We start from the raw sequence: 21,847 nt of genomic DNA, 5'->3' as shown, positions 1-21,847 counted from the left end.
AGTGCAGATTAAACCATACGCTGTATCAAAACTTCCATTCTCTGATCTGTTTAAAAATTACTGCCAACAGCAGAACAAAATTTTAAAATTTTTTGAATCACCTCCTTTTGATGATAAGGCTTTACAAGAGAGAGCGAATGATTTTCAGTTTTTGGGAAATCGAGAGGTTGCCACCGAATTTCTGACGGATTTCAACAAAAAGTTCGGTGCGAGTGCAAAGAGCCTTCACAATATTAATAGGTTAAAGGAGAGCAATTCACTTGTTGTTGTGACAGGCCAGCAACTTACCCTTTACGGTGGACCGTTATATACAATCTATAAAACATTAAGTGCGATCATTACAGCAGAAAAGTATGAAAAGCTCTTAAACCGTCCGGTTATTCCGGTTTTTTGGCTTGCAGATGAAGATCATGATGCCGAAGAGATTTCTGAAATTGGCTTATTGAATCAGGATGACCTGAGTTCATGCAAAGTTAATTTCGAAATGAGTGAAATCAGAAGCGGTGAACTCCCTTTAGGTGATGTTATCGACTCTTTCAGACAATGCGTTAATGACCGGCTATTTGAAACAGACTTCAGTGATGATTTGTGGAAATTACTGGATGAATGTTACAATTCTTCTCGCACTGTATCTGAATCGTTTGGAATGCTTATGATGAAACTATTCGGAAAACATGGCTTGGTTTTGGCAGGCAGCAATTCCGATTTAGTTAAAAATCAAGTTGCAGATGTTCTTGTACAAAGTGTGAAAAATCAGAAAGAGATCTATCAATCGCTCTCAGAAACAACTGATCAACTTGAAAATGAGGGTTATCACGGCCAGGTTCACCTCACGGAAAGCAATCTGTTTTACATAACGGATAATAATCACCGTGCAAAGTTAAAAGTTACCGACGGAACCTGGAGTGTAGAAGAGACAGGCGAACAATGGACCTCAGACGAACTGATTGAAAAAATTAAGAGTCATCCGAATCGGTTTTCACCAAATGTATTTTTACGCCCGGTACTCCAGGATAGGCTTCTTCCGGTTATCAGCTATGTTGCCGGCCCGGGAGAGGTTGCCTACTACGCCCAGATGAAAGGCGTTTATGAATTATTTAAACAGAAAATGCCTCAAATTTTGCCACGTTTTAGTGCCACGATTGTAGAGTCGGCTGTCGACAGGATCTTTGATAAGCTTCCTTTTACACTTGAAGAGTACCATCAGCGAATTGAAGATTTAGAGTCTCAGTTTATTGAAAAAAGTGATAAACCTGATATCGAAGCAATTTTTGGTGAATGGAAACAGAAAGTAAATGAACTGACTGATCAAAAAAAAGAGGTGATTGGTGAGATTGATCCGACTCTGAAAAATAGTGCAGGAAAGGCCAGTGCTATATATTTTACAGAGCTCGACAAGCTGAAGGGAAAAATCTACCGGTCATTAAAACAGCAGGAAAAAACCCAAATTGACCGTATTTCCAAAATCAAATCGAACCTCTATCCCGGTGGGAATTTACAGGAGAGAGAGATTGCATTTATCTATTTTCTGAATAAATATGGCTTAGATCTATTTGATAAATTATTGAACGAGCTCAAAAATGAAGATTCAGATACACATAAACTGATCTATTTATGAGTCACCCGAATCTTAGTGAGCAGAAGAAAGAAGTTCGTAAAAAATACCACTCCATTCGTTCAAACCTGACGAAGGATTACATGGTTGAGGCAAATCGGGTGATCTATGATCGAATTATCAACCTGAAAGAGTACAGAAAAGCCAATACCATCCATATTTTTACTTCGATGACAGACCGAAATGAAGTGGATACCTATCCGCTGATTGAGTATTCATTTGAGATAGGCAAACAAGTCATTGTTCCGGTAATGAAAGAGAATGGAATCTTAATTCATTCAGAAATTCATTCTCTAAAGGATCTCCATACGAATGATTGGGGTGTTCCCGAGCCGATTACAGTTCATGAAGTTCAAGCCCAAGATATAGATATCGTATTTGTACCGATGCTTGCAGGAGATGTAAAACGAAACAGAATAGGGTATGGAAAGGGATATTATGATCGCTTTCTGAAAGAAATTTCGGCACCCAAAATAGGCCTTCTGTTTGACGTTCAAATTTCGGATACTTTATTACCAACAGGTAAACATGATGTTCAATTGGATAAACTGATTACCAATAGCAGAATAATTGAGTAGGAGTAGAGTTCCATTGGCTGAATTGATGAATATTTTAATTCAATGTAACATGAAACCGGGAAATTCGTACCGATAAAAAAATGAATCCATCACAGCCGGAATTATGAGTACGAAAACTTCACATATCGATTCTTCCGTTGCAGTATCTGATCAGGAACTGCAGAGTACATTGCACTCCTTCCTTGAAGAGAACGAACAGAAACCCACACCCGGAATATGGAATATCCGAACGATTACGGGTTTAGCCATGATTTTTGCCGCATTTGCATATGTTGGCCATACAGTGGCCACAGAACTCATAGGGTTTACCTCATCTCCGTTTATGGTCGGTTTAATCCAATTTATGCCGTATGTGGGAGGAGCTCTTTTAGCAATCACTTTGCTGACAATGTTTAAAAAGTCGGGGCAGAAAAAAAAGATTGAGCAAGCTGTGGAAGATGAACAGGTTCAACAGACCTACGACAAACTGGATCAGTTTCTCTACTCTGATAAAGAGCGTAAGAAACAAACCCGAACGAAAAGAAAAACCGACTACTCTGTTACATCTGAAAACAAACTCATGAAATCCCGCACCGATACCAAAATAGCCGGTGTTTGTGGCGGTTTGGCTAAGTATTTGGGCATGAACTCTACGATTGTTCGAATACTGTTTGTTGTTGCTTTTCTGATGAGTTCGGGAACCGCCGTTCTTGCTTATATAGCGATGTCGATTGTAATGCCGAAGGAACCGGTTACCCTGATGGACGATTTTAACTAAACCAATTTTGTAACTGTGCTCATATCATTTGAAGGAATAGACGGCTGTGGAAAATCAACACAAATAGATCTGTTAAAAAAGCATTTTGAACAAGAGGGCATAGAGTTTTCAATATTTCGTGAGCCCGGCGGAACAGAACTATCCGAGAAGGTTCGGAATTTGTTGCTTCATGAGACGACAGAGATGGATCCGGTAACAGAACTGCTTTTATTTTCAGCAGCTCGTTCCCAGCTAATCGCTGAAGAGATCTTACCGCGATTAAAAAAAGGCGAAATTGTAATTCTGGACAGATTTTTTGACTCAACTACCGCATATCAGGGATATGGCCGAAACTCTGTCTCACTGGAGCAGATCGAGATACTCAATAAGGTAGCCACACATAATACAGTTCCGGATGTCACTTTTTATCTGAAAATAGACCTTGAAACTGCAGATCACAGAACAGACGGAAATGATAAAGACAGAATGGAGAGAGCAGGAAGTGAGTTTTTTCATAAAGTGATACGCGGTTATGATGAACTTTCAAAACAGGTCCGGTTTGAAACTATTGACGGAACCTTGCCGCCTGATGAAATTCATCAGCTTATTCTTCAAAGAATTAAAAGAGAAAAGCTTTAAATGTTGAGTTTGGGTTTCAGCCAATAGAAGAGGGATGGCAGAACAAACAGGTCGGCCATCAATGCACCGAAAATTGTTGTACAGACTAAAATACCCATCATAGCGGTAGAGGTGAATGCACTTGATATCAAAGTTCCAAAACCGGCAATGAGTATTAAACTGGTAACGATGATTGCCCGTCCTGTTCGTACAGTAGTTGCTGTGAGGGAGGGCAGAAGTGCTTTTCTTCGTAAATACTCTATTCTGAAACGAGCGAGGTAGTGAATAGAGTCATCCACAGCAATACCCAGTGCTATCGTAAAGATAACGGCAGTTGAAGGTTTGATATCAACACCGGCAAACCCCATAACTCCGCCTACAATCAGTAAAGGTATGAGGTTGGGTACCAGGGCAATAAAAGCCATTTTAAAACTTTTAAATAGCGCAGCCATTATCAATGTAATCACAAAAACTGCGAGTAAAATACTCCAGGCAAGGGAGTAGACAATTTTATCCGTAAGATCTGCACTTAAGATTGTTGTACCCGTAATAATGATCTCCTCGTTGGGGAACAACCTTTCCATTTCGCTTTTAAATTCATCTCTGATTTCATTGATTCGCTTTGAACCGGCATCTTCCGTTAATGTTGTCAGCCTGAGTTTACTGTAATCAAAATCAGTAAGATTGTAGAGTTCGTCTGCCTCATTGATTTCGAGCAGAAGAGTGTACTGAGCAATTGCCCGGTCATCTTCCGGGAGCGGTAATAAGCGGTTTTCAATTTGATCTTTTTCGGAGAGGACTCTATGAACTTCTTTCATGAGAGTGTGTAACCCTATAACGCGATGAATTTCGGAATAGCTTAATAGGATCTCTTCAAATTGCTGAACTCTTTGCAGCAGATCTGCAGAGAGTACTCCATCTGGATTACCGGTATTGATCAAAAATTCCATGGGAAACTGAGGGGCGAGGTTATCGGTAAAAAACCGGCTATCCTGCATCAATTCCGTATCCTCACTTACATCATCAAATACTTTACCGTTTACATCTATTTTGGCAATCCCGGCTGAAAAGGCAATCGTAATAAGAAGCCCAATCAGAACGACTTTTCTGTAGTTCATTCTGTTGAGTGCAGAAATTTTGTGAAGCCATTTTTGAAGCAGCGGGTAGAATGTGCCCGACTTCTCATCAAAAACACGTTTTTGCTTCACCTTTGAGAGGATGACAGGCAGGAAGAAAATGGTAATAACATAGGCCGTTAAGACCCCGATTGCTGTGTAGAGTCCAAATCTTCTCATAGGCATGACAGTACTTGTGAGAAGAGTGGCAAATCCTATGGCGGTTGTCAGGCTTGTTAAAAATGTTGCGCTGCCCAATGTTTGCACCATTTCAATAATTGACTTTCGTTTTGCCAAACCGGCCTCTCTTGCATCATCATACTTTGAGATCATATGTATGGCATCGGCTACACCTACACAAAGAAGGATCGGTGCAATGGTACTGCTCATAATTTCGAGATAACCGCCTGTAAGTTGAATAATTGCAACGGTTAGCAGAAGTGTTGACCAAACGATGACCATTGGGAATAGGACACCCCATATGGTTCTGTAGATGTACCAAAGAAGAAATATGATGAGAATAGAGGAAATTGCGATGTACATCACGATCTCCCCATTCAGTAAATTCACATATTGATTACGGAAGTAGGGAATTCCTGACGTATGAAACTCATATCGGCTGGAGTACTCTTCCAGAATGTTATTCAGTGAATTAATAATAATATTTCTGTTGAAAAACGTGTTTTCCGCATCATCAATCCGTAGAACAATGGCTGTCGCTTTTCCGGAAGCCCCCAAGAGTGAACCTGTGATAAACGGGTCTAAAAGAAGTTCGGACTCTAATTGTTGGAGCTCTGATTCGCTCATAACATCCAAATCAACATAAGAATTGAATGTGAGCTGACCGTTCACGCTTTTAATTTCCCGGGCATCGAGAATAGAGAGAACCTCTTCAATATGATCCATCTCCTTAAAACGATTCGAAATCTCCCTGATGTCCGTCAGGACACGTTTACTGAACAGGGAGTCGTGACGAAATCCTACTATAATTGTATTATCATCCCGTCCAAATTCATTTTCAAGCTGCTCATAATCTGCTATTACCGGATCACTTTGTGGATAGAAACCTTCGAGGTTAAAATCCGTGCGTATATTTGAGGCCGGAAAAATTGAAATAAACAGAACCAACATAAGTCCAAAAAGAACAGATTTTGGGTAAGCAAGTATAAATTCTCCGAAGCGTTTCAATGAGTTGGATTTAAATAGTTTGATGAATGGTTATTTATCTCTGCTGACTGAACCCAAATTTGGTCAGCCGAATTCCTTTAAGTTTTAGAAATAGACGGCTATTCTGGAAAAAATGAAGCTGTTTTCCCTGAACTGATTAAAGGTGAAATGACCGTAGAAAGGGGTGATCGCTTCTCCGCCAAACAAGTTAGTACCTACGGTGGCTTCAAAACCGTCGGAAATTTCATATGTACCCTGAAGCTGAAACCAGAAATCTTTGGCGTAAAAGTTATATCTGCTGAGAGCTGTTACCTGAAGGCGATCTCTTAGGAATGGCCGCGCAGCAAATAGTGTAGCGTACGGAAAGTATTCTTGTGGAAGAATGCGCTCTTCGTAGTTGAAAATCTTTTCAAGGTAGAATTGGAGACTAAAATTTGTGCCCAATTGATCCGTTTCAACGCCAATCATTGAGTGCAGCCAGGGTTTTTTAAGCAGATACCCATCATCTCTTACCTCAAACTCCTGTAATACCTGAATTGCAGTTGGAAGATCTTCAAGGGCATCTTCCAGACGATTAACTGATACGGGCAGAAATGTAAACAGGCGTTCATAAACGAATAAACTTTCTGTCTGAAATTTCCAGTTTCCATCAAATAAATACTCAAAAGAAAAACCACCTATAGGCGAATTTCTGTAACTTTCCCTAAGTGCAACTGATGGCAACGTCTGGAAGTTTAAGGGGGTAATTTCCAAAGCAAAGGCAGGTATTGGGTGGTGCCAGTATAACAGCATAGCATCCAAATCAAAAGAAGAGCGAGAACGCCACGAAAACCGGGTGGCTGCCTGAACGTACGTGATGGTGAAATCTCTTTCAGGTCCAATAACTGAATAGGGTACAGGGGAGGGGGCCGGCTGGAGCGGAAACCATCTGGACTCCTGATCGGGAATACGATCATATTCAGGAATCGGGCTAAAAATGAACTGAAGTGAATTTGCGGAGAAATAACGACGGAAATCAATAGCGGTAACACCCAATCGAAAATCTTCCGGACTTAACGTTAGAAACTCTCTTAAATCTGTTGGTGAAATGATGTCTGTAACGAAACCGCCGGTGGTTCTTCCCCAGTTTATTAACTGCCGACCAATACGCAGATCGCTATTATCATAATATTTTTCGAAGTAGATCTCTCGTACCAGCAATTCCGTATCAAGCTCACCGGAAAGATAGTTGTGTACTAAATCTGCTTCACCAATAATGTTACCGGAAGTAAAATTTTGGTTGAACTGAAAGCGCAGTCTATTTCTGCCTGCCAAAAAAGAGTGTTCACCCGTAGTTTGAACAGCATTATAATTTTGATACTTCCCAAATAGATTTATCTGAGCGTCTGCCCGATGGGGAGTGAGTGAACAAAGCGTGCATACGATAAACAGAAGGGGAAGAAACGTATAAGGCCGAAGATGATAATTTATACTATTTATTTTTAAAATCAATTGAAGCTTAATCAAAATATGCGTAAATTTATTGCATTGTGGATGTCTTCTATACACGTCCCAAACAACACCAATTCTGAATTATAACTTTTCATTTCTGAAGCTTTATCATACCTATGGCGCACGAAAGAATCGAAGTAGACTTACCTTTAGCCAAAGTTTACGAATTGCTATCCAACCCTTGTCAGTTTACTAAATTTCTCGAGCGAATTGACAACATTGAAAAAATTAACTCTCAGACGTTTGAATATACAACCAAGATCGGGAACGAGGAGTTTCAATGGACTACAAATATTATCGATAATTTAAGAAATACACGATTTGCTTGGATTACGATTAATGGAAATCTGAATCAAACCGGAACAATTCGTTTCACACCGTTAGATAACGGCGAAAGAACACGAGTTGATTTCTCATTGGATTACAGAACGTTCTTTGGTGATGCCGAAGAAGATCTTGCAAACTTTATTGAAGGTCTGCCGGCTCAATTGAAAAAAGATCTCGATAAGTTTAAAGAGTTAGCCGAATCAGGCACTTTTAAAGATGAGACCGAAGAAGAGACGAAAGAAGTAACTGCATAAGTTACTGCTACGACTCAATGAAATTGCGCCTTGACTACTGTTGAGGCGCTTTTTTTTTGTCAATATTTTATTTTTCTGCATGGCTTACACACTTACAGAGTTTAAGAAATCGGAGTTCTCAAAAAAACCACATTTCTTTGTGGTTGGACATCCAGTTGAACATTCCCTTTCCCCGGCTATGCATCAATATGCACTTGATTATCACAATATTGAGGCCAACTACTTGGCTCTAAACCTGCTGCCTAATGAATTCGCTGAATTTGTCTCCTGGCTGAACAAGGATAAGTTTTTAGGGTGTAATATCACCATACCCTATAAAGAGCAGTTTGCAAATACTGTTGACGTTTTAGACGATTATGCAATTCAGGCCGGAGTCATTAATACCATTGCAAAATCCGGATCCCGGTTAATTGGTCACAATACGGATATCCACGGTTTTACCGCACCTTTGCTGAACTATATCGATGAGCTCGAAGGCGGAGTTGCCATTGTTTTTGGAACCGGCGGGGCATCGAAAGCCGTTCGTATTGGACTGGAAACTCTTGGGATGGAAGAGGTGATCTATGTGTCAAGGAATCCGCAACGTGCAGGTGTTCAATCGAACGCACTATATTCAAAAACAGTAGGTTACAGTGAATGGCAGGCCTATGCAGATGATGCAGCACTGATCGTGAACACCACACCACTTGGAATGCATCCAAACGTTCAGAACTCACCGGTTGATGAGAGGGATGTTCAGCACCTGTCAGGGAATGTCTGTTACGATCTTGTATACAATCCGCTTGAAACTACTTTCTTGAAACAAGCGAAAGGGGTTGGTGCAGAGGTGGTTGACGGATTGGATATGCTCATCCATCAAGGGAATCGTTCGTTTGAAATATGGACGGGTAAAAGTTTTCCTTTTGAAGAAGTTAAAACCCTGCTTGTCAATAGATTAAGTGGATGACATGAAATTATACTACCCATATATTTTTGATTCGAATTCGTCAATCTCAGCTCTATTCTCTCTTTCAAACAGAGAAGCTTTCAATTCTGAAAGCAGGGTACCCGGTTTAAACCTTGGTTATAATACGAATGCCTCAAAAGAGGAAGTTGATCAAAATTTTGAATTTCTATTCAAGGAGATTGACTGGGACTATCAACGGCTGGCGATTGCAAATCAGGTTCATCAAACGGAGATTCTTAACATTTCGAGTCCGGGAATTTATGATGGAACAGATGGTTTTGTAACAAACAGAACAGGCTTGGCGCTGGGAATCCGGGTGGCAGACTGTGCTGCGATTTTAGCCGCAGATCAAGAAAATGGAGTGATTGGTGCTTTCCATGCAGGCTGGAAAGGAGCAGCCGAGGGGATTGTGCCGAAAGGAATTAAGACGATGGAGAAGCTCGGAGCAAACCCGGAGAATATTCGAATCTACATCAGTCCATGTATTTCTCTGAAAAATTTTGAAGTTGGTGAGGAGGTTGCAAGTAAATTCCCGGAACGTTTCGTGGATCGAAACTCATACAAAAAGCCACATGTAGATTTAAAAGGGTTCATTTTATGGCAGCTTTTAAATGCAGGTATTGATCAAAAGCATATCGAAATTTCTACAGAATGTACCATCGACGATCCTAAATTTTACTCGTACAGAAGAGAACGAGACAGTGCCGGACGTATGTTAGGTCTTATAAAAATTAACGAATCGTAAATTACAGTTCATTTTGAGAATTAGTTACTCTCCGGGCTATGTTGCTCCACTACCTAAAGATCATGTGTTCCCGATGAAGAAATTTTCGGGATTACGCGACTATCTGATCAATAATAACGTTTTTAAAGAAACAGATATCGTTGAACCGTCGATGGTTGATTTTGCAAATCTATATACGGTTCACACCCAGCGATATGGTCATGGAGTCTGGACAGGAGACCTTACAAAAAAAGAGATTCGAAGAATGGGATTACCTTGGAGCAAAGAGTTGGCTATTCGGTCTCGTCTTGCCGTTCAGGGAACGATTAATACCGGTTTGATGGCACTTCAGGACGGTATTGCCGGTAATTTGGCTGGCGGTACCCATCACGCGATGCCCGATCACGGAGAAGGCTTTTGTGTGTATAATGACGTGGCTGTTGCCATCAAAGTCCTGCGTCAATCTAAGTGGGTAAATAAGGTGATGATCATTGATGTTGATGTACACCAGGGAAATGGGAATGCCGCAATTTTTGAAGATGAACCCAACGTTTTTACATTTTCCATTCATGGAGAGAAAAATTATCCGTTTGTAAAACCGCCTTCCAGTTTAGATGTTGGCCTTCCTGATAAAACCGGAGACCGGGAATATATTCAATCTTTGGGCGACTCTCTGGATAAGGTATTCGAAAAGTTTACACCTGATCTAATCTTCTATCTGGCTGGAATTGATCCGCTGGAGGATGATCATTTTGGAAGATTATCACTTACCACTCGAGGTTTAGAGGAGAGGGAGCGTCTCGTAATTGAAACTGTCACACAGAAAGAGATTCCACTGGCTCTTCTATTATCGGGCGGGTATGCACCTACTATTCTTCAAACAGTTGAGGCACATGCGTTAATGTATAAAACCGCAAAGGAGATTTCGGCTCCGTACTTTCACTAACATTCTCTATTTTAGCACAACAGATAAACGAAGAGATAGTACTTGAAGCAACAAAATATAGCGATACTCGGATCAACCGGTTCTATTGGTTCTCAGGCAATAGAAATAGTGCTCGAAAAACCGGAACTGTTTACAGTTTCGATATTGACGGCGAATCAGAATTTTCAAAAGCTTGCACAACAGGCTAACCTCCTTAAACCGGACTACCTGGTTCTGTGTGATGAGTCAAACAGAGAAGAGTTCCTATCGTTGCTGACTTACAATCCGGTTTCCGTTTTTTTTAATGCCCAGTCTCTTGAAGATCTGACGATAGACGCAGATTACGACATCCTTCTGAATAGTCTTGTGGGGTTTTCCGGATTTATACCAACCTACAAAGCATTGGAACGAGGTAAGCGAGTGGCACTGGCAAATAAAGAGTCATTGGTTGTAGGAGGTGAGATCCTCAATAAACTCCCGGGGTTCAAAGAAGGAAACCTGATACCAGTTGATTCCGAGCATTCGGCCATGTTACAATCCATCGTGGGAGAAAAGTCCGAATCAATACAGAAAATCATCATTACGGCAAGCGGCGGCCCCTTTAGGAGTCACACCGTTGAAGAGCTTAAGAGTGTTACAGTTAAAGATGCCCTGAGGCACCCCAACTGGGAGATGGGTTCTAAAATTACTGTTGATTCGGCAACTATGATGAATAAAGGTCTTGAAATCATTGAAGCAAAATGGCTCTTTGATTTACCTGTAGACAAGATTCATCCGGTTATTCATCCGCAAAGTATTATTCACTCTATTGTGGAGTTTATTGACGGTTCATCTAAAGCACAACTGGGCCCTCCGGATATGAAAGTCCCAATTTTATACGCATTGACATACCCCGACCGAGTGGATTACCCCAATGCTACACTGGATTTCTCATCAACAATAAATATGGAATTTGAACCGGTAGATTACAAAAAATTCCCATGTTTAGAGTTGGCCATCACTGCTTCAAAAACCGGTGGATTTGCTCCGGCTATCTTGAATGCCGCAAATGAAATTGCTGTAGAACGCTTTTTGAACAATGAAATTCGTTATATTGACATCCCATTAATTATTGAAGAATCTTTAAACAGTATTCAATCGAACAAGGAACTGATTCCCGAAACGTTACGGTTGGTTGACAAGCAAACGCGTGAGTTTGCACGCACTTTACTACAATAGATTTTATGGATTGGATTTTAAGTTTTTCGAGTACCATTCTCATTTTTATAGCTGCAATTTTTATTCTTGTAACTATACATGAACTGGGCCATTTTCTTGCTGCTAAGTTCTTTGGCATGAGAGTTGATAAATTTTCTATTGGTTTCCCGCCTAAAATATTCGGATTCAAAAAAGGGGACACTGAATATGTGATCGGTGCAACACCGCTAGGCGGATACGTAAGTATTGCCGGAATGCTGGATGAGTCTATGGAGACTGAATTTGTGGACCAAGAGGTGCAACCTGACGAATTCAGGGCAAAGCCTGTCTGGCAGCGAATGATTGTGATTACAGCCGGAGTAATCTTTAATGTTATTCTGGCCATCCTTATCTATGCAGGAATTGCTCTCAGTTACGGAGATTCCGTAATTCCTATTGATTCCATGAAGGGTGCCTACGTGAGTGAACAATCCGTTGCTTATGATATCGGCCTACGGACCGGTGACAGGCTCATTGGTGTGAATGGGAGAGAGGTAGAGCATTTCCGTCAGCTACTTAATCCATCGGCACTAACTGAACGAAATGTTACTTTTTTGATTGAACGGAATGGTGAGAGAATGGAAATTCCGACACCGCCGAATTTTTTAGATTTAGTTAGTAAAGACGGATTTATCTCTCAAGAACACTATTTACCCAGTACAATTTCTTCAGTTCAAGAAGGATCACCTGCCGAACAAGCCGGTTTAAAAGGCGGTGATAAAATTGTTGCTGTAGATGGAGAGCCGGTAGATTATTGGGTCCAAGTGGTAGAAAAAATTCAGTCTTCAGAATCTTCTCTGAACTTTTTAATCGAAAGAGATGGAGAGCAGATAGAAGTGAATGTTACACCTGATCCAAATACTGGTCAGATTGGTATAGCATCCCCCGATTTTACAAATGTATTTCGGGTAGAAAGGGTAGAGTACTCTTTTGCCGGAGCTTTAGGTGAAGGTGTTTCCCGATCTAATGATGCACTATTTGGTATTGTTCAGGGTTTGGGTAAAATGTTTTCCGGTGATATTTCGGTAAGAGACAACCTGGGCGGACCTGTAGCCATCGCCAATATTACCCGCGAGGCAACCGACCGTGGCGGCTGGCTCGGGTTCTGGAATATCACCGCGTTTTTGAGCATCACACTTGCTATTATGAATATGCTGCCAATACCGGCACTGGACGGAGGCCATTTCATGTTTCTTCTATACGAGGGCATCACTCGTCGCGAACCCTCTCCAAAAGTGCGAATGGGATTGCAGCAACTTGGCTTTATTCTACTCATCGGCATATTCATTCTTGTCACATTTAACGATATTCTACGAACTTTCGGAGGCTAATAACCAATGCTCGCAAAGGAAGGATTTCCTACAATTACCGTTGTATTCGGATTCAGTTTACTTGTCATCTACGTACTCACATTTGCTCCGGTTTGGCTGGGGTACATTGTGTATCCGTTGTTGGTGGCACTTTGCGGACTGGTTCTCTACTTTTTTCGTGATCCGGACAGAATTACTCCAAACGACGACTCCCTGATTATTTCACCTGCAGACGGGAAAGTAGTTCTCATTCAGGATGTAGAGGAAAATGAATACGTAGGTGAGCCTGTGACACAGGTTAGCATTTTTCTATCACCGTTGAATGTCCATGTCAACAGAAATCCGATATCCGGGAAGCTGGAGTACCTGAAGTACTATCCCGGGAAATATTTGATGGCATGGGAGGATCACGCTTCAGAAATGAACGAACGGGCTCATTTTGGAGTGCGTCATTCTTCTGGTATGAAAATGATGTTTAAACAGATTACCGGGTTCCTGGCTCGACGAATCGTGTATCACATAGATGAAGGAGATACCTTAAAAGCGGGAGAGAGATTTGGTATCATGAAATTTGGATCCAGAATGGATCTTCTGCTTCCCAAAAATGTTGATATTCAAGTAAAGATTGGTGATAAAACCGTGGCCGGAGAATCAATCATCGGTAAAATTAACTGATTATGAAATATCCGATCCAGAAACTGAGGTTCAAGAAAGGTAAGAGGCAAAAAAAACGAAAGATAAAGCCTATTCCACGAATCGTGGTACCGAGCTTTTTCACATTGATGAACCTGTTTTGTGGATTTTTAGCCATTATTCTAATAGCGGATGGGAACCTGAGATTCGGTGCCTGGCTCATTGTTTTTGCAGGACTTTTTGACGCATTAGACGGTTTCATGGCCCGCCTGGCCAATGCAACCAGTGAGTTTGGCATGGAGCTCGATTCCATCAGCGATGTGGTTTCATTTGGGGTTGCTCCGGGATTTTTAATTTATACATTTGCTCTCAATGAACTCGCGATCATTGGAATTTTATTGAGTGCACTGCCGCCCATTTGCGGTGCCATCCGGCTGGCGAGGTACAATGTAGAATCGAAATATGCCGAAAATGCAGTCTATTTTCGTGGTTTGCCGATACCGGCACAAGCGGTCATGTTCTCCGGTTTTTACCTCACATTTTCCAACAAACTTCACCTGTTTGATGGGTTTGAGCAGGGGGTTATCAGTGTTCTCATTCCTGTAGTTATACTGCTCTCATTTTTGATGGTGAGCACCATTCCGTTTGATAAAATCCCAAGGTTTGACCGGGACTCCGTTAAAAAATATAAAGCTCGCCTGTTGTTGATTTTAGTCTACTTAATCTTAATCCTGATCTTCCAGGATATCGGCCTTATTATCGTGTTTTCCTTCTTTATCCTCAAAGGGCTTGTTTTAGGAGCGTATATATTCTGGAAACAAGCGTTCACGGATGATCCGGACCCCCTGAACAATGGAATTAATTTTTAGCTTTTTCCATAGCGGATATAAAAAAGTCCTTCACTTTTAAAGCGTTATTTTCTGTCAACGGAATAACTCGTCCGTGCAGCTGAGCCAGGTATAACCAGCCATCCGATTTTCTTTTCTTTAATCGAACAGTTCGATCTTTCTTCGCAAAGTCGTTGTAGAGTGATTTGTTCGGCATTTGATCCACTTTTATCTCCTCAATATCGGAAAGCGGGAATGCCTCTTCGTAGACTAATCTATTTCGGACAATGTATCTTATGGCTATGCTGTCTTCATCTTTCTCAAACTGAATCATCACTTTACCATCTTTTACTTTAAACAGACTGAGAACAGTTAACGCAAAGAATGAAAAAGCAGTCAATCGTAAATATCCCTCTATCAATACTTCGTCTACAGTCAGATAGAAGGTAAAAAGCACAATAGCTACCAAGCCGCTGATGGTTGCGACCAGTGGCCAAAATTTTGAGTATTTCTCCTCTATTTCAAGCTCATTCATCATGATAACACTCTTTTCTCGATCGTTTTTCCGTCGGGGGTGATGTATTTGTCAAAAAGGTTTGCTGTCAGACAGGAGTGAATCGGCAGAACCCGTATGGAGCCGTTCTCTTGGATAGACTCTTTGCTAAATCCGGACACGGTTCCATGCTCTTGGGATAGGGCAGAGAGAAAACAGTTTTCCTTGGGAATTAATTTTTCTGAGTCGGGATGGACAACCTGGCCGAAATTTTTCCGCTCATTATAGAGAATATAATCTTTAGAAAAGTGTACAGCTCCGCTGTGTACAATTGCTTTATTGCCGGAAATCTCTTGAGCAAAGGGTACTTCAACCCAAACGGCTACATCATCTGCACGGCAGCTTCCAATCTGAACCTGCATCCAGTCGTAAAAGACTAAATTACCCGGTGTGATTTCATCAATTCCCTCAAAACTCTTTAAAACACTGGCAGAAGGGGTGTCGCCAAGTGATGTTGCTGCATCGGGGTATCTCTCTTTCAACGTTTTTAATGCAGAGTGAGAGTCTAGTATGAGTGATTTTATTTCTTCAATACTTCGTGCTTTATATGTTCCGCCATCGTGAATATAAAAGCCGTGGAACTTGGAAAGCTCACCTTCCTCTGCAGCTTTCATCAGATATTCTATTTTTCCATAATCGTTATGAGAAACTCCGCTTCGACCATAACCGGCATCTATCTCAATGTATATTTTGAATGGATTATTTAGTTCTCTATTGAGTCGTTGAATATCCTGTTCATCATTTAGAAAAAGCCTTAGTTTGGTTGTTGATTCAAGCTCTTTTAGTCCTTCAATCATCCCGGAATAGAATGGAAAGGCAATAGTTATATCACTCCAGCCATCCTCCGTAAAATATTTCGCCATATCAACGGAGGATACAGTAATTCCGTTAATTCCTTCATTTCTAAACCATCGGCCCACTTCTTTCGATTGGTGTGTTTTAAAATGGGGGCGAAAATCCAAACCGTGATCTTTCGCTTTCTGTGTAATTCTGGCAATATTACTTTTACAACGATTGGGGTCGAGAATGAGAGATGGTTTCAATTTCATTCAAAAAGGATGTTCAGTTGAGGGTTATTATGAGTATAAAATAAGAATGCAATACAGGTTAAAAGGTCTTATTTTTGGTCCACCAAAAAAAGGAAAATATTGAAAAATAATCGCACAAAACCGATCATTGGCAGAATAGAGAAAATCGACTTTCCGGAGTTCTCTATCTACAATCTCGATGCAAAAATTGATACCGGTGCTTATACATCTAGTTTGCACTGTCATCATATAGAAACGTTTGACAAGAATGATAGTCAGTGGGTTCGATTTAATGTTTTGGACCCCAACCATCCTGAATATGAGGACTCTCCGTACAGTTGCCCAATCCATTCTATCAGAAGTGTAAAAAGTTCAAATGGTCAAATCGAAAGGAGATACACGATTAAAAGGAAAGTGAAATTCTTTGGTAAACTACGAATAATGGAGTTGACATTAACCGATCGTTCAGAGATGAAATTCCCTGTATTAATTGGTCGTAAATTCCTTACCGACAAATTTTTAGTCGATGTATCTAAAATTTATCTCACACCAAAAGAGGCTTAGGTTCCCATGCAGCACCCGATTTATAAAATTGTCATTCTTTCAAGAAACCGCTCACTCTATTCAACAAAACGATTAGTGGAGGCGATCGAGAATAAAGGGCACGAAGCCGTTATTCTGGATCACTTGAAGTGTGACATTGTTATTGAACAGGATAAACCATCGATCTATTATAAAGGTGAAAGAGTAAAAAATGTGGACGCGGTTATTCCTCGAATCGGAGCTTCTGTAACTTTTTACGGTGCAGCGGTTGTTCGTCAATTTGAGATGATGAACGTTCCGACTGCGGTGGAATCGCAGGCACTTGTTCGATCCAGGGATAAATTGAGAAGTTTACAGATACTTGCCCGGGCAGATATCGGTATGCCTAAAACTGTTTTTACGAATTACAGTAAAGAGGTCAAGAAAATTATAGACAGTGTTGGCGGAGCTCCTCTTATCGTAAAACTATTGGAGGGAACTCAAGGGTACGGTGTGGTGCTTGCACCGACAAAAAAAGCAGCGGAATCGATTATTGAAGCTTTTCATAGCATGAAGGCTCGTGTGATAGTTCAGGAGTTTATAGAAGAGGCAAAAGGTGCAGATTTACGCGCGTTTGTGATAGACAACAAGGTTGTTGGGGCGATGAAACGGCAGGGTAAAGAGGGAGAGTTCCGATCCAATTTACATCAAGGTGGAACAGGAACACTCATCAAACTGACAAAGGAGGAGCGAAAGGTTGCCTTAACAGCAGCTAAAGCAATGGGACTCTCAATTGCAGGAGTTGATATGCTTCAATCCGAGCGAGGTCCTTTAGTGCTTGAGGTTAACTCATCACCGGGGCTGGAAGGAATTGAAAAAACCACAAATAAAGATATAGCCACAGAAGTGATCAACTTTGTTGTTAAGCGAATTGAGCAGTCAAAAAGGCGTAAGAGCAAAAAATACAATTCAGATGTCTGATATTATTGAAATTAACGGGACAAAAATTGCAAGGGGAGAGGATAAACTTATAAATCTGTCCATTGCAAAGCTTCCCACATACACCAGTATAGATTTGCCTGTAAGAGTCATCAGGGGAGAACAAAAAGGCCCGACGTTACTGATTTCAGGAGGTTTACACGGGGATGAAATCAATGGTATTGAGATTGTCAGGCGAATGCTCACCAAAAACCTGTTAAAACCGGAAGCCGGTTCTGTGATTGCCATTCCATTGATGAATGTTTACGGATTTATACAAAATGTTCGTGGAGTTCCTGACGGGAAAGATATCAACCGAAGCTTTCCCGGTTCAAAAGGAGGTTCGCTTGCAAATTTGGTGGCTTATAATATTATGAATGAGATCATTCCTAAAATTGATTATGGAATTGATTTTCATACGGGTGGAGCAAGTCGTTCCAATTTCCCTCAGATTCGATGCTCTTTTGAAATAGATGAAAATGTTGAACTAGCCAAAGCTTTTTCACCACCTGTAATACTTCATTCAAGTTTAATCGATAAATCTTTTCGGAAAGCTGCCTACAAAAAAGGGAAACAGATTCTTGTATTTGAGACCGGGGAGTCATTGCGAATAGACGAATTTGGTGTAAACGAGGCGATCCAGGGGACGCAGCGCCTTATGAAACATTTGGGTATGATAAGTAAAGCACCTGCTCCTCAGAAATTTGAAATTTATCAGAAATCAAGCTGGGTAAGAGCTCGAATTGCCGGGCTTTTTCAACCTAAAATCATCTTGGGTGAACATATAACAAAACGTCAGTTGCTTGGCAGAATCACTGATCCTTATGGAAATGAATCCGTTAAGGTTATCAGTAAGTTCGAAGGCAGAGTTATTGGGTTAAATTATAATCCCGTAGTTCACAAAGGAGACGCAATTTTACACATCGCAAAAACAGACGACTCATTATGAAATCAGATCTTTTATTTTATATCGTATCGGCAAGAAAATGGCCCTCATTAATATCAGCGGGTAAATTTGTCCCCGATGAGTTGAAAGAAAAAAATTACATTCATCTTTTTAAGGCCGGTGAGGTCAATGAAATCCTAAACAGTAAGTTCTCAGGACGAAAAAATCTATTTCTGATCATTATCGATATCTCCAGGATGGAGAAAAGGCCTAAAGAGGTAGATGGTGAGGTGCGTTTTGAGGATGCAATACCGGTAGATGCTGTTTTAGATAAAATTCGCATTAGCTGCGAGAAAGACGGAAGTTTTGATGTAGATATTGTTCTGGACTAATTGTTTGCTTTCGAAATTGACTCTGTAAGGACTTCGAAAGAAACAGGTTTGATCAGATAGTCGATAAAACCAAATTGCTGAGCACGTATTTTATATTTCTGATCTGAATTCCCCGTGATGTAGATAACAGGGATCTCAACAGTTTTATAAACTTCATCAATAACCTGAATACCATCGATTTCATCTTTTAGCTGAATATCCATGTTTTAGCTGAATATCCATGAGAATGAGGTCGGGTTTTGATGTGAGGATACTTTCAATTGCATCCGATCCTGATATAGCTGTGCCGGAGATGGAATGTCCTAACCGTTCAACCATTTTTTTTAGCATCAGTTGGAGAACCCGGTCATCTTCAACAATGAATATCTTCATAGCAGTAGTAAGGTGTAGGCAAAGATTTTAACGAGATTTAAGGTAAAAAATAAATGATTACGATATTGGAATATATGCATTGTCGTATAATATATATTATGTAAAGTTAATGCAATTAAGCCTTCATCTTATGTATTGATACTCTCTCCTACAAAAATAGCCACCCTTTTAAAGATGGCTCTTTTGATTCGATCGTAAAGTTACTTATATCTATTTTAATACTTGGCTTATACTTTTGAAATCAGGAAGATCTGAAGCGTCATCGAGAACTTCTGCATATTCAATTTCCATATCACGATTAATGACAAACGCTCCCCTTTTTGAAACGCCCTTCATACCGTAAAAATCTTCATACAGACAGTCGTAACTTTGCGAGACCACTTTATTAAAATCACTGAGCAGAGTAAAGTTCAGATTGTTTGCTTTTTTGAATTCTTTAAGTGTAAAGAAACTGTCTACACTTATTCCCACTACATTTGCATCCAAAGAGTTATACATTTTCATGTTGTCCCTTATCTGGCACAGTTCATCCGTACAGGTATTCGAAAAAGCCAGTGGGAAAAATAAGAGCAATACTTTACCGTCTTTTGTTAGTTCCTTTAATTCTACTTTTTCACCGTTTGTGTCCTGTAAAGTAAAATTTGTAGCTATTGTTTTAGTAATTGGGGTCATAATTTTTCATTTGTTCATTGTCTTTATAGAAATGAGAGAATGCATAAATACCAGTACTCATAGCTATAGCAGTTAATGTTTGCCACAACCATTTATCAACGGCAACCATTTCTTTAAACCAATAAAAAATACCGGATGCCAGTAAAAGGAAAAATGTTATTATGGTAAGCATTTTTGCCTGATTGGTATCCATATGGCTAATGATGATCAAAAGCAGAGAAATCAGTGCTGCAGCCTGTAATAGCTGTATAACAAGGTATATGATGGCGATCTCCCCTGCTATAAGCGGATAGAGTAATACAATTATAAATGGGAAAAATGAGATGACATAAGGGTACCTGGCAAAGGCCGGCTTTAACTTTCGTATTGTCAATAAAAGAATACTTAAGAGAGAGGTAAAGACGGTCAGAAGTAAGAGTTCGTTTACAACAGTAATATATTGATAGTCTATAAAGAGGTGTATCTGATAAAGTATTACAGAGGTAAATGAAATAATAAAAACATTTCGTACATCACGATGGCGATCTCTGATTGAAAACGTTGCGTAGGTGGCGCAAAATGCTGATGCAAGGATCAGTAAAATATCACTCCACACAATCCCTCTCAGTTCGATTTTCGTTGATTTGCTTTCGCGTTAATCTCCTTTTGTGCCATCTTTTCATTCTGATACACGAGAATCAGGTCGGCAATTTCTTTCAGGTGTTTCCTCTCTTCACGAATCATACCTTGTACAAAATCGTAGAGTGTAATGATATGGCCCTGTCTATTTTTAACGCCGCGCTCCCAGTCGATCAGAGGAATTTTCTTGACTACATTTAACAGTGCTGCCCGATGTTTAACGATTTTTCTGAGAGCTTTTTGTATGTCTCTCTCTTCTTTGTCCTCCTCTTCAAACGTATCTTCGTACTCTTCTAATTCGGAAAGATCGAGAAGTCTATTTTGGGCAAAAATCTGTTCAATAATCGGACGAAAGTAATTTACCTGTGCATGATCTATCAGTTTTAGCGTAGAATAGATAGATCTTCCTTCAGGCGGGTCTTCAGAATGCGGTACTCTGTCTATAACATATTGAAGTGCTTCGGCCTCATCTCCGAGATAACCTACATCTTCAAGCAGCTTTTCGTACTGTTTCTGGGTTACTTCCTGATCAGTCATCATAAGTGAGAAAACTAAACAGACCAGTTTTTGGATGCTTCCGTAGCGTCATTTTTCTTCTGTTGTTCGAGCATATCCACTAAAGAGAGTCCAGTGTTCCAGTCTGTATCACGATCTCGAACAGAGTGAATGTTGTTCTCTTCCTGGAAATCCCAGAACTGTCCAAACTGTCTGTTTTTATAATTGCGAAGGAATTCTAACCGGTCTTCCAGGTCTTCTTTAGCAACCAGCAGACGTTCTTTATCATAAACAGCATCTTCACGTGATTCGAAAACAATATCATAATCCTTACTCATTACAATCGCCTCTTCCGGGCAAACTTCTTCACAATATCCACAGTAGATGCAGCGAAGCATGTTTATTTCAAAGAAATCGGGATAGCGCTCTTTTGGATCTTCGGCATCTTCATTTGCCTGCATGCTGATGGCCAACGGCGGACAAGCCCGTGCACAGAGTCCGCAGGCTACGCAGCGTTCTCTTCCGTTATCTTCAACCAAAACGGGACGACCTCTGAATGATGCTGGCGGATTCCATTTTTCTTCAGGGTATTTCATCGTAAATGTTGGAGCAAACATCTGTTTGAACGAATACTTCAACCCTTTCAAAATTTCCGGAATGTAGAGCTTCTCCAAAAATGAAAGCTTTCTTTCGCGCTTAAAATCGTCCGTTAACGGGTTTGCTGCCGGTTGATCAAGATTTTTCTGCATGTCAATGCACGTTTATGAATTTCTGATACTAATTTTGAACTGAAAATAAGCCTTTGAGCAATCGAGTTCAAAAGATTATT

General features: G+C 40.4%; 26 protein-coding genes. 16 read left to right on the top strand and 10 right to left on the bottom strand.

Features of this window, described 5'->3' with window-relative positions:
• Position 1 precedes the first annotated feature (1 nt).
• The 4 genes from bshC to tmk all read left to right on the top strand — a co-directional run bounded on the left by bshC (position 2) and on the right by tmk (position 3,568).
• On the top strand, positions 2 to 1,618 hold the full coding sequence (bshC, locus tag BG260_RS07830) for a bacillithiol biosynthesis cysteine-adding enzyme BshC (RefSeq protein ID WP_069131403.1): 1,617 nt from the start codon (positions 2 to 4) through the stop codon (positions 1,616 to 1,618).
• Positions 1,615 to 2,193, top strand: a complete 579-nt coding sequence (locus tag BG260_RS07825) for a 5-formyltetrahydrofolate cyclo-ligase (RefSeq protein WP_069131402.1) — start codon at positions 1,615 to 1,617, stop codon at positions 2,191 to 2,193. Before bshC ends, BG260_RS07825 begins: the two co-directional genes overlap by 4 nt.
• 103 nt (positions 2,194 to 2,296) lie before the next feature.
• Positions 2,297 to 2,950 (top strand): PspC domain-containing protein, encoded by a 654-nt coding sequence (locus tag BG260_RS14360; protein WP_245683928.1) that lies wholly within the window; start codon positions 2,297 to 2,299, stop codon positions 2,948 to 2,950.
• A 15-nt stretch (positions 2,951 to 2,965) separates the two neighbouring features.
• A complete protein-coding gene (gene tmk / locus BG260_RS07815) occupies positions 2,966 to 3,568 on the top strand; it encodes a dTMP kinase (RefSeq protein ID WP_069131401.1) in 603 nt (200 codons plus the stop codon).
• Here tmk and BG260_RS07810 read toward each other — a convergent pair.
• Together BG260_RS07810 and BG260_RS07805 are read right to left on the bottom strand one after the other, a co-directional pair.
• A complete protein-coding gene (locus tag BG260_RS07810; RefSeq protein ID WP_069131400.1) occupies positions 3,565 to 5,850 on the bottom strand; it encodes an efflux RND transporter permease subunit in 2,286 nt (761 codons plus the stop codon). The two genes, tmk and BG260_RS07810, sit on opposite strands and share 4 nt — an antisense overlap.
• A gap of 84 nt (positions 5,851 to 5,934) precedes the next feature.
• A complete protein-coding gene (locus BG260_RS07805; protein WP_069131399.1) occupies positions 5,935 to 7,143 on the bottom strand; it encodes a hypothetical protein in 1,209 nt (402 codons plus the stop codon).
• Between the two features lie 293 nt (positions 7,144 to 7,436).
• Here BG260_RS07805 and BG260_RS07800 point away from each other — a divergent pair, with 293 nt between their 5' ends.
• The 8 genes from BG260_RS07800 to pssA all read left to right on the top strand — a co-directional run bounded on the left by BG260_RS07800 (position 7,437) and on the right by pssA (position 14,544).
• On the top strand, positions 7,437 to 7,901 hold the full coding sequence (locus tag BG260_RS07800; RefSeq protein ID WP_069131398.1) for an SRPBCC family protein: 465 nt from the start codon (positions 7,437 to 7,439) through the stop codon (positions 7,899 to 7,901).
• Between the two features lie 79 nt (positions 7,902 to 7,980).
• Complete coding sequence (gene aroE, locus BG260_RS07795; RefSeq protein WP_083750169.1) at positions 7,981 to 8,847, top strand: shikimate dehydrogenase; 867 nt, start codon at positions 7,981 to 7,983, stop codon at positions 8,845 to 8,847.
• Between the two features lies 1 nt (position 8,848).
• Positions 8,849 to 9,592, top strand: coding sequence for a peptidoglycan editing factor PgeF (gene pgeF, locus BG260_RS07790; RefSeq protein ID WP_069131397.1), 744 nt, complete (start codon positions 8,849 to 8,851; stop codon positions 9,590 to 9,592).
• Between the two features lie 13 nt (positions 9,593 to 9,605).
• Positions 9,606 to 10,517 (top strand): histone deacetylase family protein, encoded by a 912-nt coding sequence (locus BG260_RS07785; RefSeq protein ID WP_069131396.1) that lies wholly within the window; start codon positions 9,606 to 9,608, stop codon positions 10,515 to 10,517.
• A 42-nt stretch (positions 10,518 to 10,559) separates the two neighbouring features.
• Positions 10,560 to 11,714: a 1-deoxy-D-xylulose-5-phosphate reductoisomerase gene (dxr, locus tag BG260_RS07780; protein WP_069131395.1), complete on the top strand. Its 1,155-nt coding sequence runs from the start codon at positions 10,560 to 10,562 to the stop codon at positions 11,712 to 11,714.
• A gap of 5 nt (positions 11,715 to 11,719) precedes the next feature.
• Positions 11,720 to 13,063: an RIP metalloprotease RseP gene (rseP, locus tag BG260_RS07775; RefSeq protein ID WP_069131394.1), complete on the top strand. Its 1,344-nt coding sequence runs from the start codon at positions 11,720 to 11,722 to the stop codon at positions 13,061 to 13,063.
• A 6-nt stretch (positions 13,064 to 13,069) separates the two neighbouring features.
• Positions 13,070 to 13,717: a phosphatidylserine decarboxylase family protein gene (locus BG260_RS07770; protein ID WP_069131393.1), complete on the top strand. Its 648-nt coding sequence runs from the start codon at positions 13,070 to 13,072 to the stop codon at positions 13,715 to 13,717.
• Between the two features lie 2 nt (positions 13,718 to 13,719).
• Positions 13,720 to 14,544 (top strand): CDP-diacylglycerol--serine O-phosphatidyltransferase, encoded by an 825-nt coding sequence (gene pssA / locus BG260_RS07765; protein ID WP_069131392.1) that lies wholly within the window; start codon positions 13,720 to 13,722, stop codon positions 14,542 to 14,544.
• On the opposite strand, the gene BG260_RS07760 is transcribed toward pssA, so the two are convergent.
• Positions 14,534 to 15,040: a hypothetical protein gene (locus BG260_RS07760; protein ID WP_069131391.1), complete on the bottom strand. Its 507-nt coding sequence runs from the start codon at positions 15,038 to 15,040 to the stop codon at positions 14,534 to 14,536. The genes pssA and BG260_RS07760 overlap by 11 nt on opposite strands.
• Positions 15,037 to 16,104, bottom strand: a complete 1,068-nt coding sequence (locus BG260_RS07755; RefSeq protein ID WP_069131390.1) for an alanine racemase — start codon at positions 16,102 to 16,104, stop codon at positions 15,037 to 15,039. Before BG260_RS07755 ends, BG260_RS07760 begins: the two co-directional genes overlap by 4 nt.
• A 99-nt stretch (positions 16,105 to 16,203) precedes the next feature.
• Between BG260_RS07755 and BG260_RS07750 the strand changes: the two genes are divergently transcribed.
• The 4 genes from BG260_RS07750 to BG260_RS07735 are packed head-to-tail and all read left to right on the top strand — an operon-like array spanning position 16,204 to position 18,861.
• On the top strand, positions 16,204 to 16,647 hold the full coding sequence (locus tag BG260_RS07750; RefSeq protein ID WP_083750168.1) for an ATP-dependent zinc protease family protein: 444 nt from the start codon (positions 16,204 to 16,206) through the stop codon (positions 16,645 to 16,647).
• A gap of 6 nt (positions 16,648 to 16,653) precedes the next feature.
• The gene (gene rimK / locus BG260_RS07745) at positions 16,654 to 17,586 is read left to right on the top strand and encodes a 30S ribosomal protein S6--L-glutamate ligase (RefSeq protein ID WP_069131389.1); all 933 of its coding nucleotides are present in this window, start codon (positions 16,654 to 16,656) and stop codon (positions 17,584 to 17,586) included.
• Entirely contained in the window at positions 17,579 to 18,532 is a 954-nt protein-coding gene (locus BG260_RS07740) for a succinylglutamate desuccinylase/aspartoacylase family protein (RefSeq protein WP_069131388.1), read from the top strand. Before rimK ends, BG260_RS07740 begins: the two co-directional genes overlap by 8 nt.
• Positions 18,529 to 18,861 (top strand): DUF952 domain-containing protein, encoded by a 333-nt coding sequence (locus BG260_RS07735; protein ID WP_069131387.1) that lies wholly within the window; start codon positions 18,529 to 18,531, stop codon positions 18,859 to 18,861. Before BG260_RS07740 ends, BG260_RS07735 begins: the two co-directional genes overlap by 4 nt.
• Here BG260_RS07735 and BG260_RS14465 read toward each other — a convergent pair.
• The 6 genes from BG260_RS14465 to BG260_RS07710 form a co-directional block, all read right to left on the bottom strand.
• Complete coding sequence (locus BG260_RS14465) at positions 18,858 to 19,064, bottom strand: response regulator (protein ID WP_281179590.1); 207 nt, start codon at positions 19,062 to 19,064, stop codon at positions 18,858 to 18,860. The two genes, BG260_RS07735 and BG260_RS14465, sit on opposite strands and share 4 nt — an antisense overlap.
• Entirely contained in the window at positions 19,042 to 19,233 is a 192-nt protein-coding gene (locus BG260_RS14460) for a response regulator (RefSeq protein WP_281179589.1), read from the bottom strand. Before BG260_RS14460 ends, BG260_RS14465 begins: the two co-directional genes overlap by 23 nt.
• A gap of 210 nt (positions 19,234 to 19,443) precedes the next feature.
• Positions 19,444 to 19,905: a redoxin domain-containing protein gene (locus tag BG260_RS07725; RefSeq protein ID WP_069131386.1), complete on the bottom strand. Its 462-nt coding sequence runs from the start codon at positions 19,903 to 19,905 to the stop codon at positions 19,444 to 19,446.
• Complete coding sequence (locus tag BG260_RS07720; protein ID WP_069131385.1) at positions 19,889 to 20,500, bottom strand: hypothetical protein; 612 nt, start codon at positions 20,498 to 20,500, stop codon at positions 19,889 to 19,891. Before BG260_RS07720 ends, BG260_RS07725 begins: the two co-directional genes overlap by 17 nt.
• 8 nt (positions 20,501 to 20,508) lie before the next feature.
• Positions 20,509 to 21,063: a hypothetical protein gene (locus BG260_RS07715; protein WP_245683927.1), complete on the bottom strand. Its 555-nt coding sequence runs from the start codon at positions 21,061 to 21,063 to the stop codon at positions 20,509 to 20,511.
• 11 nt (positions 21,064 to 21,074) lie between these two features.
• Complete coding sequence (locus BG260_RS07710; RefSeq protein WP_069131383.1) at positions 21,075 to 21,767, bottom strand: NuoI/complex I 23 kDa subunit family protein; 693 nt, start codon at positions 21,765 to 21,767, stop codon at positions 21,075 to 21,077.
• Positions 21,768 to 21,847: the final 80 nt, after the last annotated feature.

Source organism: Rhodohalobacter halophilus (assembly GCF_001715195.1).
Classification (GTDB): Bacteria; Bacteroidota; Rhodothermia; order Balneolales; family Balneolaceae; genus Rhodohalobacter; species Rhodohalobacter halophilus.
The sequence above is the reverse complement of the archived record's forward strand: the minus strand, read 5'-3'. Positions and strand labels throughout refer to the sequence as shown.

Coding starts and splice junctions, on each gene's coding strand:
- BG260_RS07725 (WP_069131386.1), bottom strand. CDS start 19,905: ATGACCCCAATTACTAAAACAATAGCTACAAATTTTACTTTACAGGAC.
- pgeF (WP_069131397.1), top strand. CDS start 8,849: ATGAAATTATACTACCCATATATTTTTGATTCGAATTCGTCAATCTCA.
- BG260_RS07800 (WP_069131398.1), top strand. CDS start 7,437: ATGGCGCACGAAAGAATCGAAGTAGACTTACCTTTAGCCAAAGTTTAC.
- BG260_RS07770 (WP_069131393.1), top strand. CDS start 13,070: ATGCTCGCAAAGGAAGGATTTCCTACAATTACCGTTGTATTCGGATTC.
- BG260_RS14360 (WP_245683928.1), top strand. CDS start 2,297: ATGAGTACGAAAACTTCACATATCGATTCTTCCGTTGCAGTATCTGAT.
- BG260_RS07740 (WP_069131388.1), top strand. CDS start 17,579: ATGTCTGATATTATTGAAATTAACGGGACAAAAATTGCAAGGGGAGAG.
- rimK (WP_069131389.1), top strand. CDS start 16,654: ATGCAGCACCCGATTTATAAAATTGTCATTCTTTCAAGAAACCGCTCA.
- BG260_RS07755 (WP_069131390.1), bottom strand. CDS start 16,104: ATGAAATTGAAACCATCTCTCATTCTCGACCCCAATCGTTGTAAAAGT.
- BG260_RS07715 (WP_245683927.1), bottom strand. CDS start 21,063: ATGATGACTGATCAGGAAGTAACCCAGAAACAGTACGAAAAGCTGCTT.
- BG260_RS14465 (WP_281179590.1), bottom strand. CDS start 19,064: ATGGATATTCAGCTAAAAGATGAAATCGATGGTATTCAGGTTATTGAT.
- BG260_RS07825 (WP_069131402.1), top strand. CDS start 1,615: ATGAGTCACCCGAATCTTAGTGAGCAGAAGAAAGAAGTTCGTAAAAAA.
- pssA (WP_069131392.1), top strand. CDS start 13,720: ATGAAATATCCGATCCAGAAACTGAGGTTCAAGAAAGGTAAGAGGCAA.
- rseP (WP_069131394.1), top strand. CDS start 11,720: ATGGATTGGATTTTAAGTTTTTCGAGTACCATTCTCATTTTTATAGCT.
- BG260_RS07710 (WP_069131383.1), bottom strand. CDS start 21,767: ATGCAGAAAAATCTTGATCAACCGGCAGCAAACCCGTTAACGGACGAT.
- aroE (WP_083750169.1), top strand. CDS start 7,981: ATGGCTTACACACTTACAGAGTTTAAGAAATCGGAGTTCTCAAAAAAA.
- BG260_RS14460 (WP_281179589.1), bottom strand. CDS start 19,233: ATGAAGATATTCATTGTTGAAGATGACCGGGTTCTCCAACTGATGCTA.
- BG260_RS07760 (WP_069131391.1), bottom strand. CDS start 15,040: ATGATGAATGAGCTTGAAATAGAGGAGAAATACTCAAAATTTTGGCCA.
- BG260_RS07735 (WP_069131387.1), top strand. CDS start 18,529: ATGAAATCAGATCTTTTATTTTATATCGTATCGGCAAGAAAATGGCCC.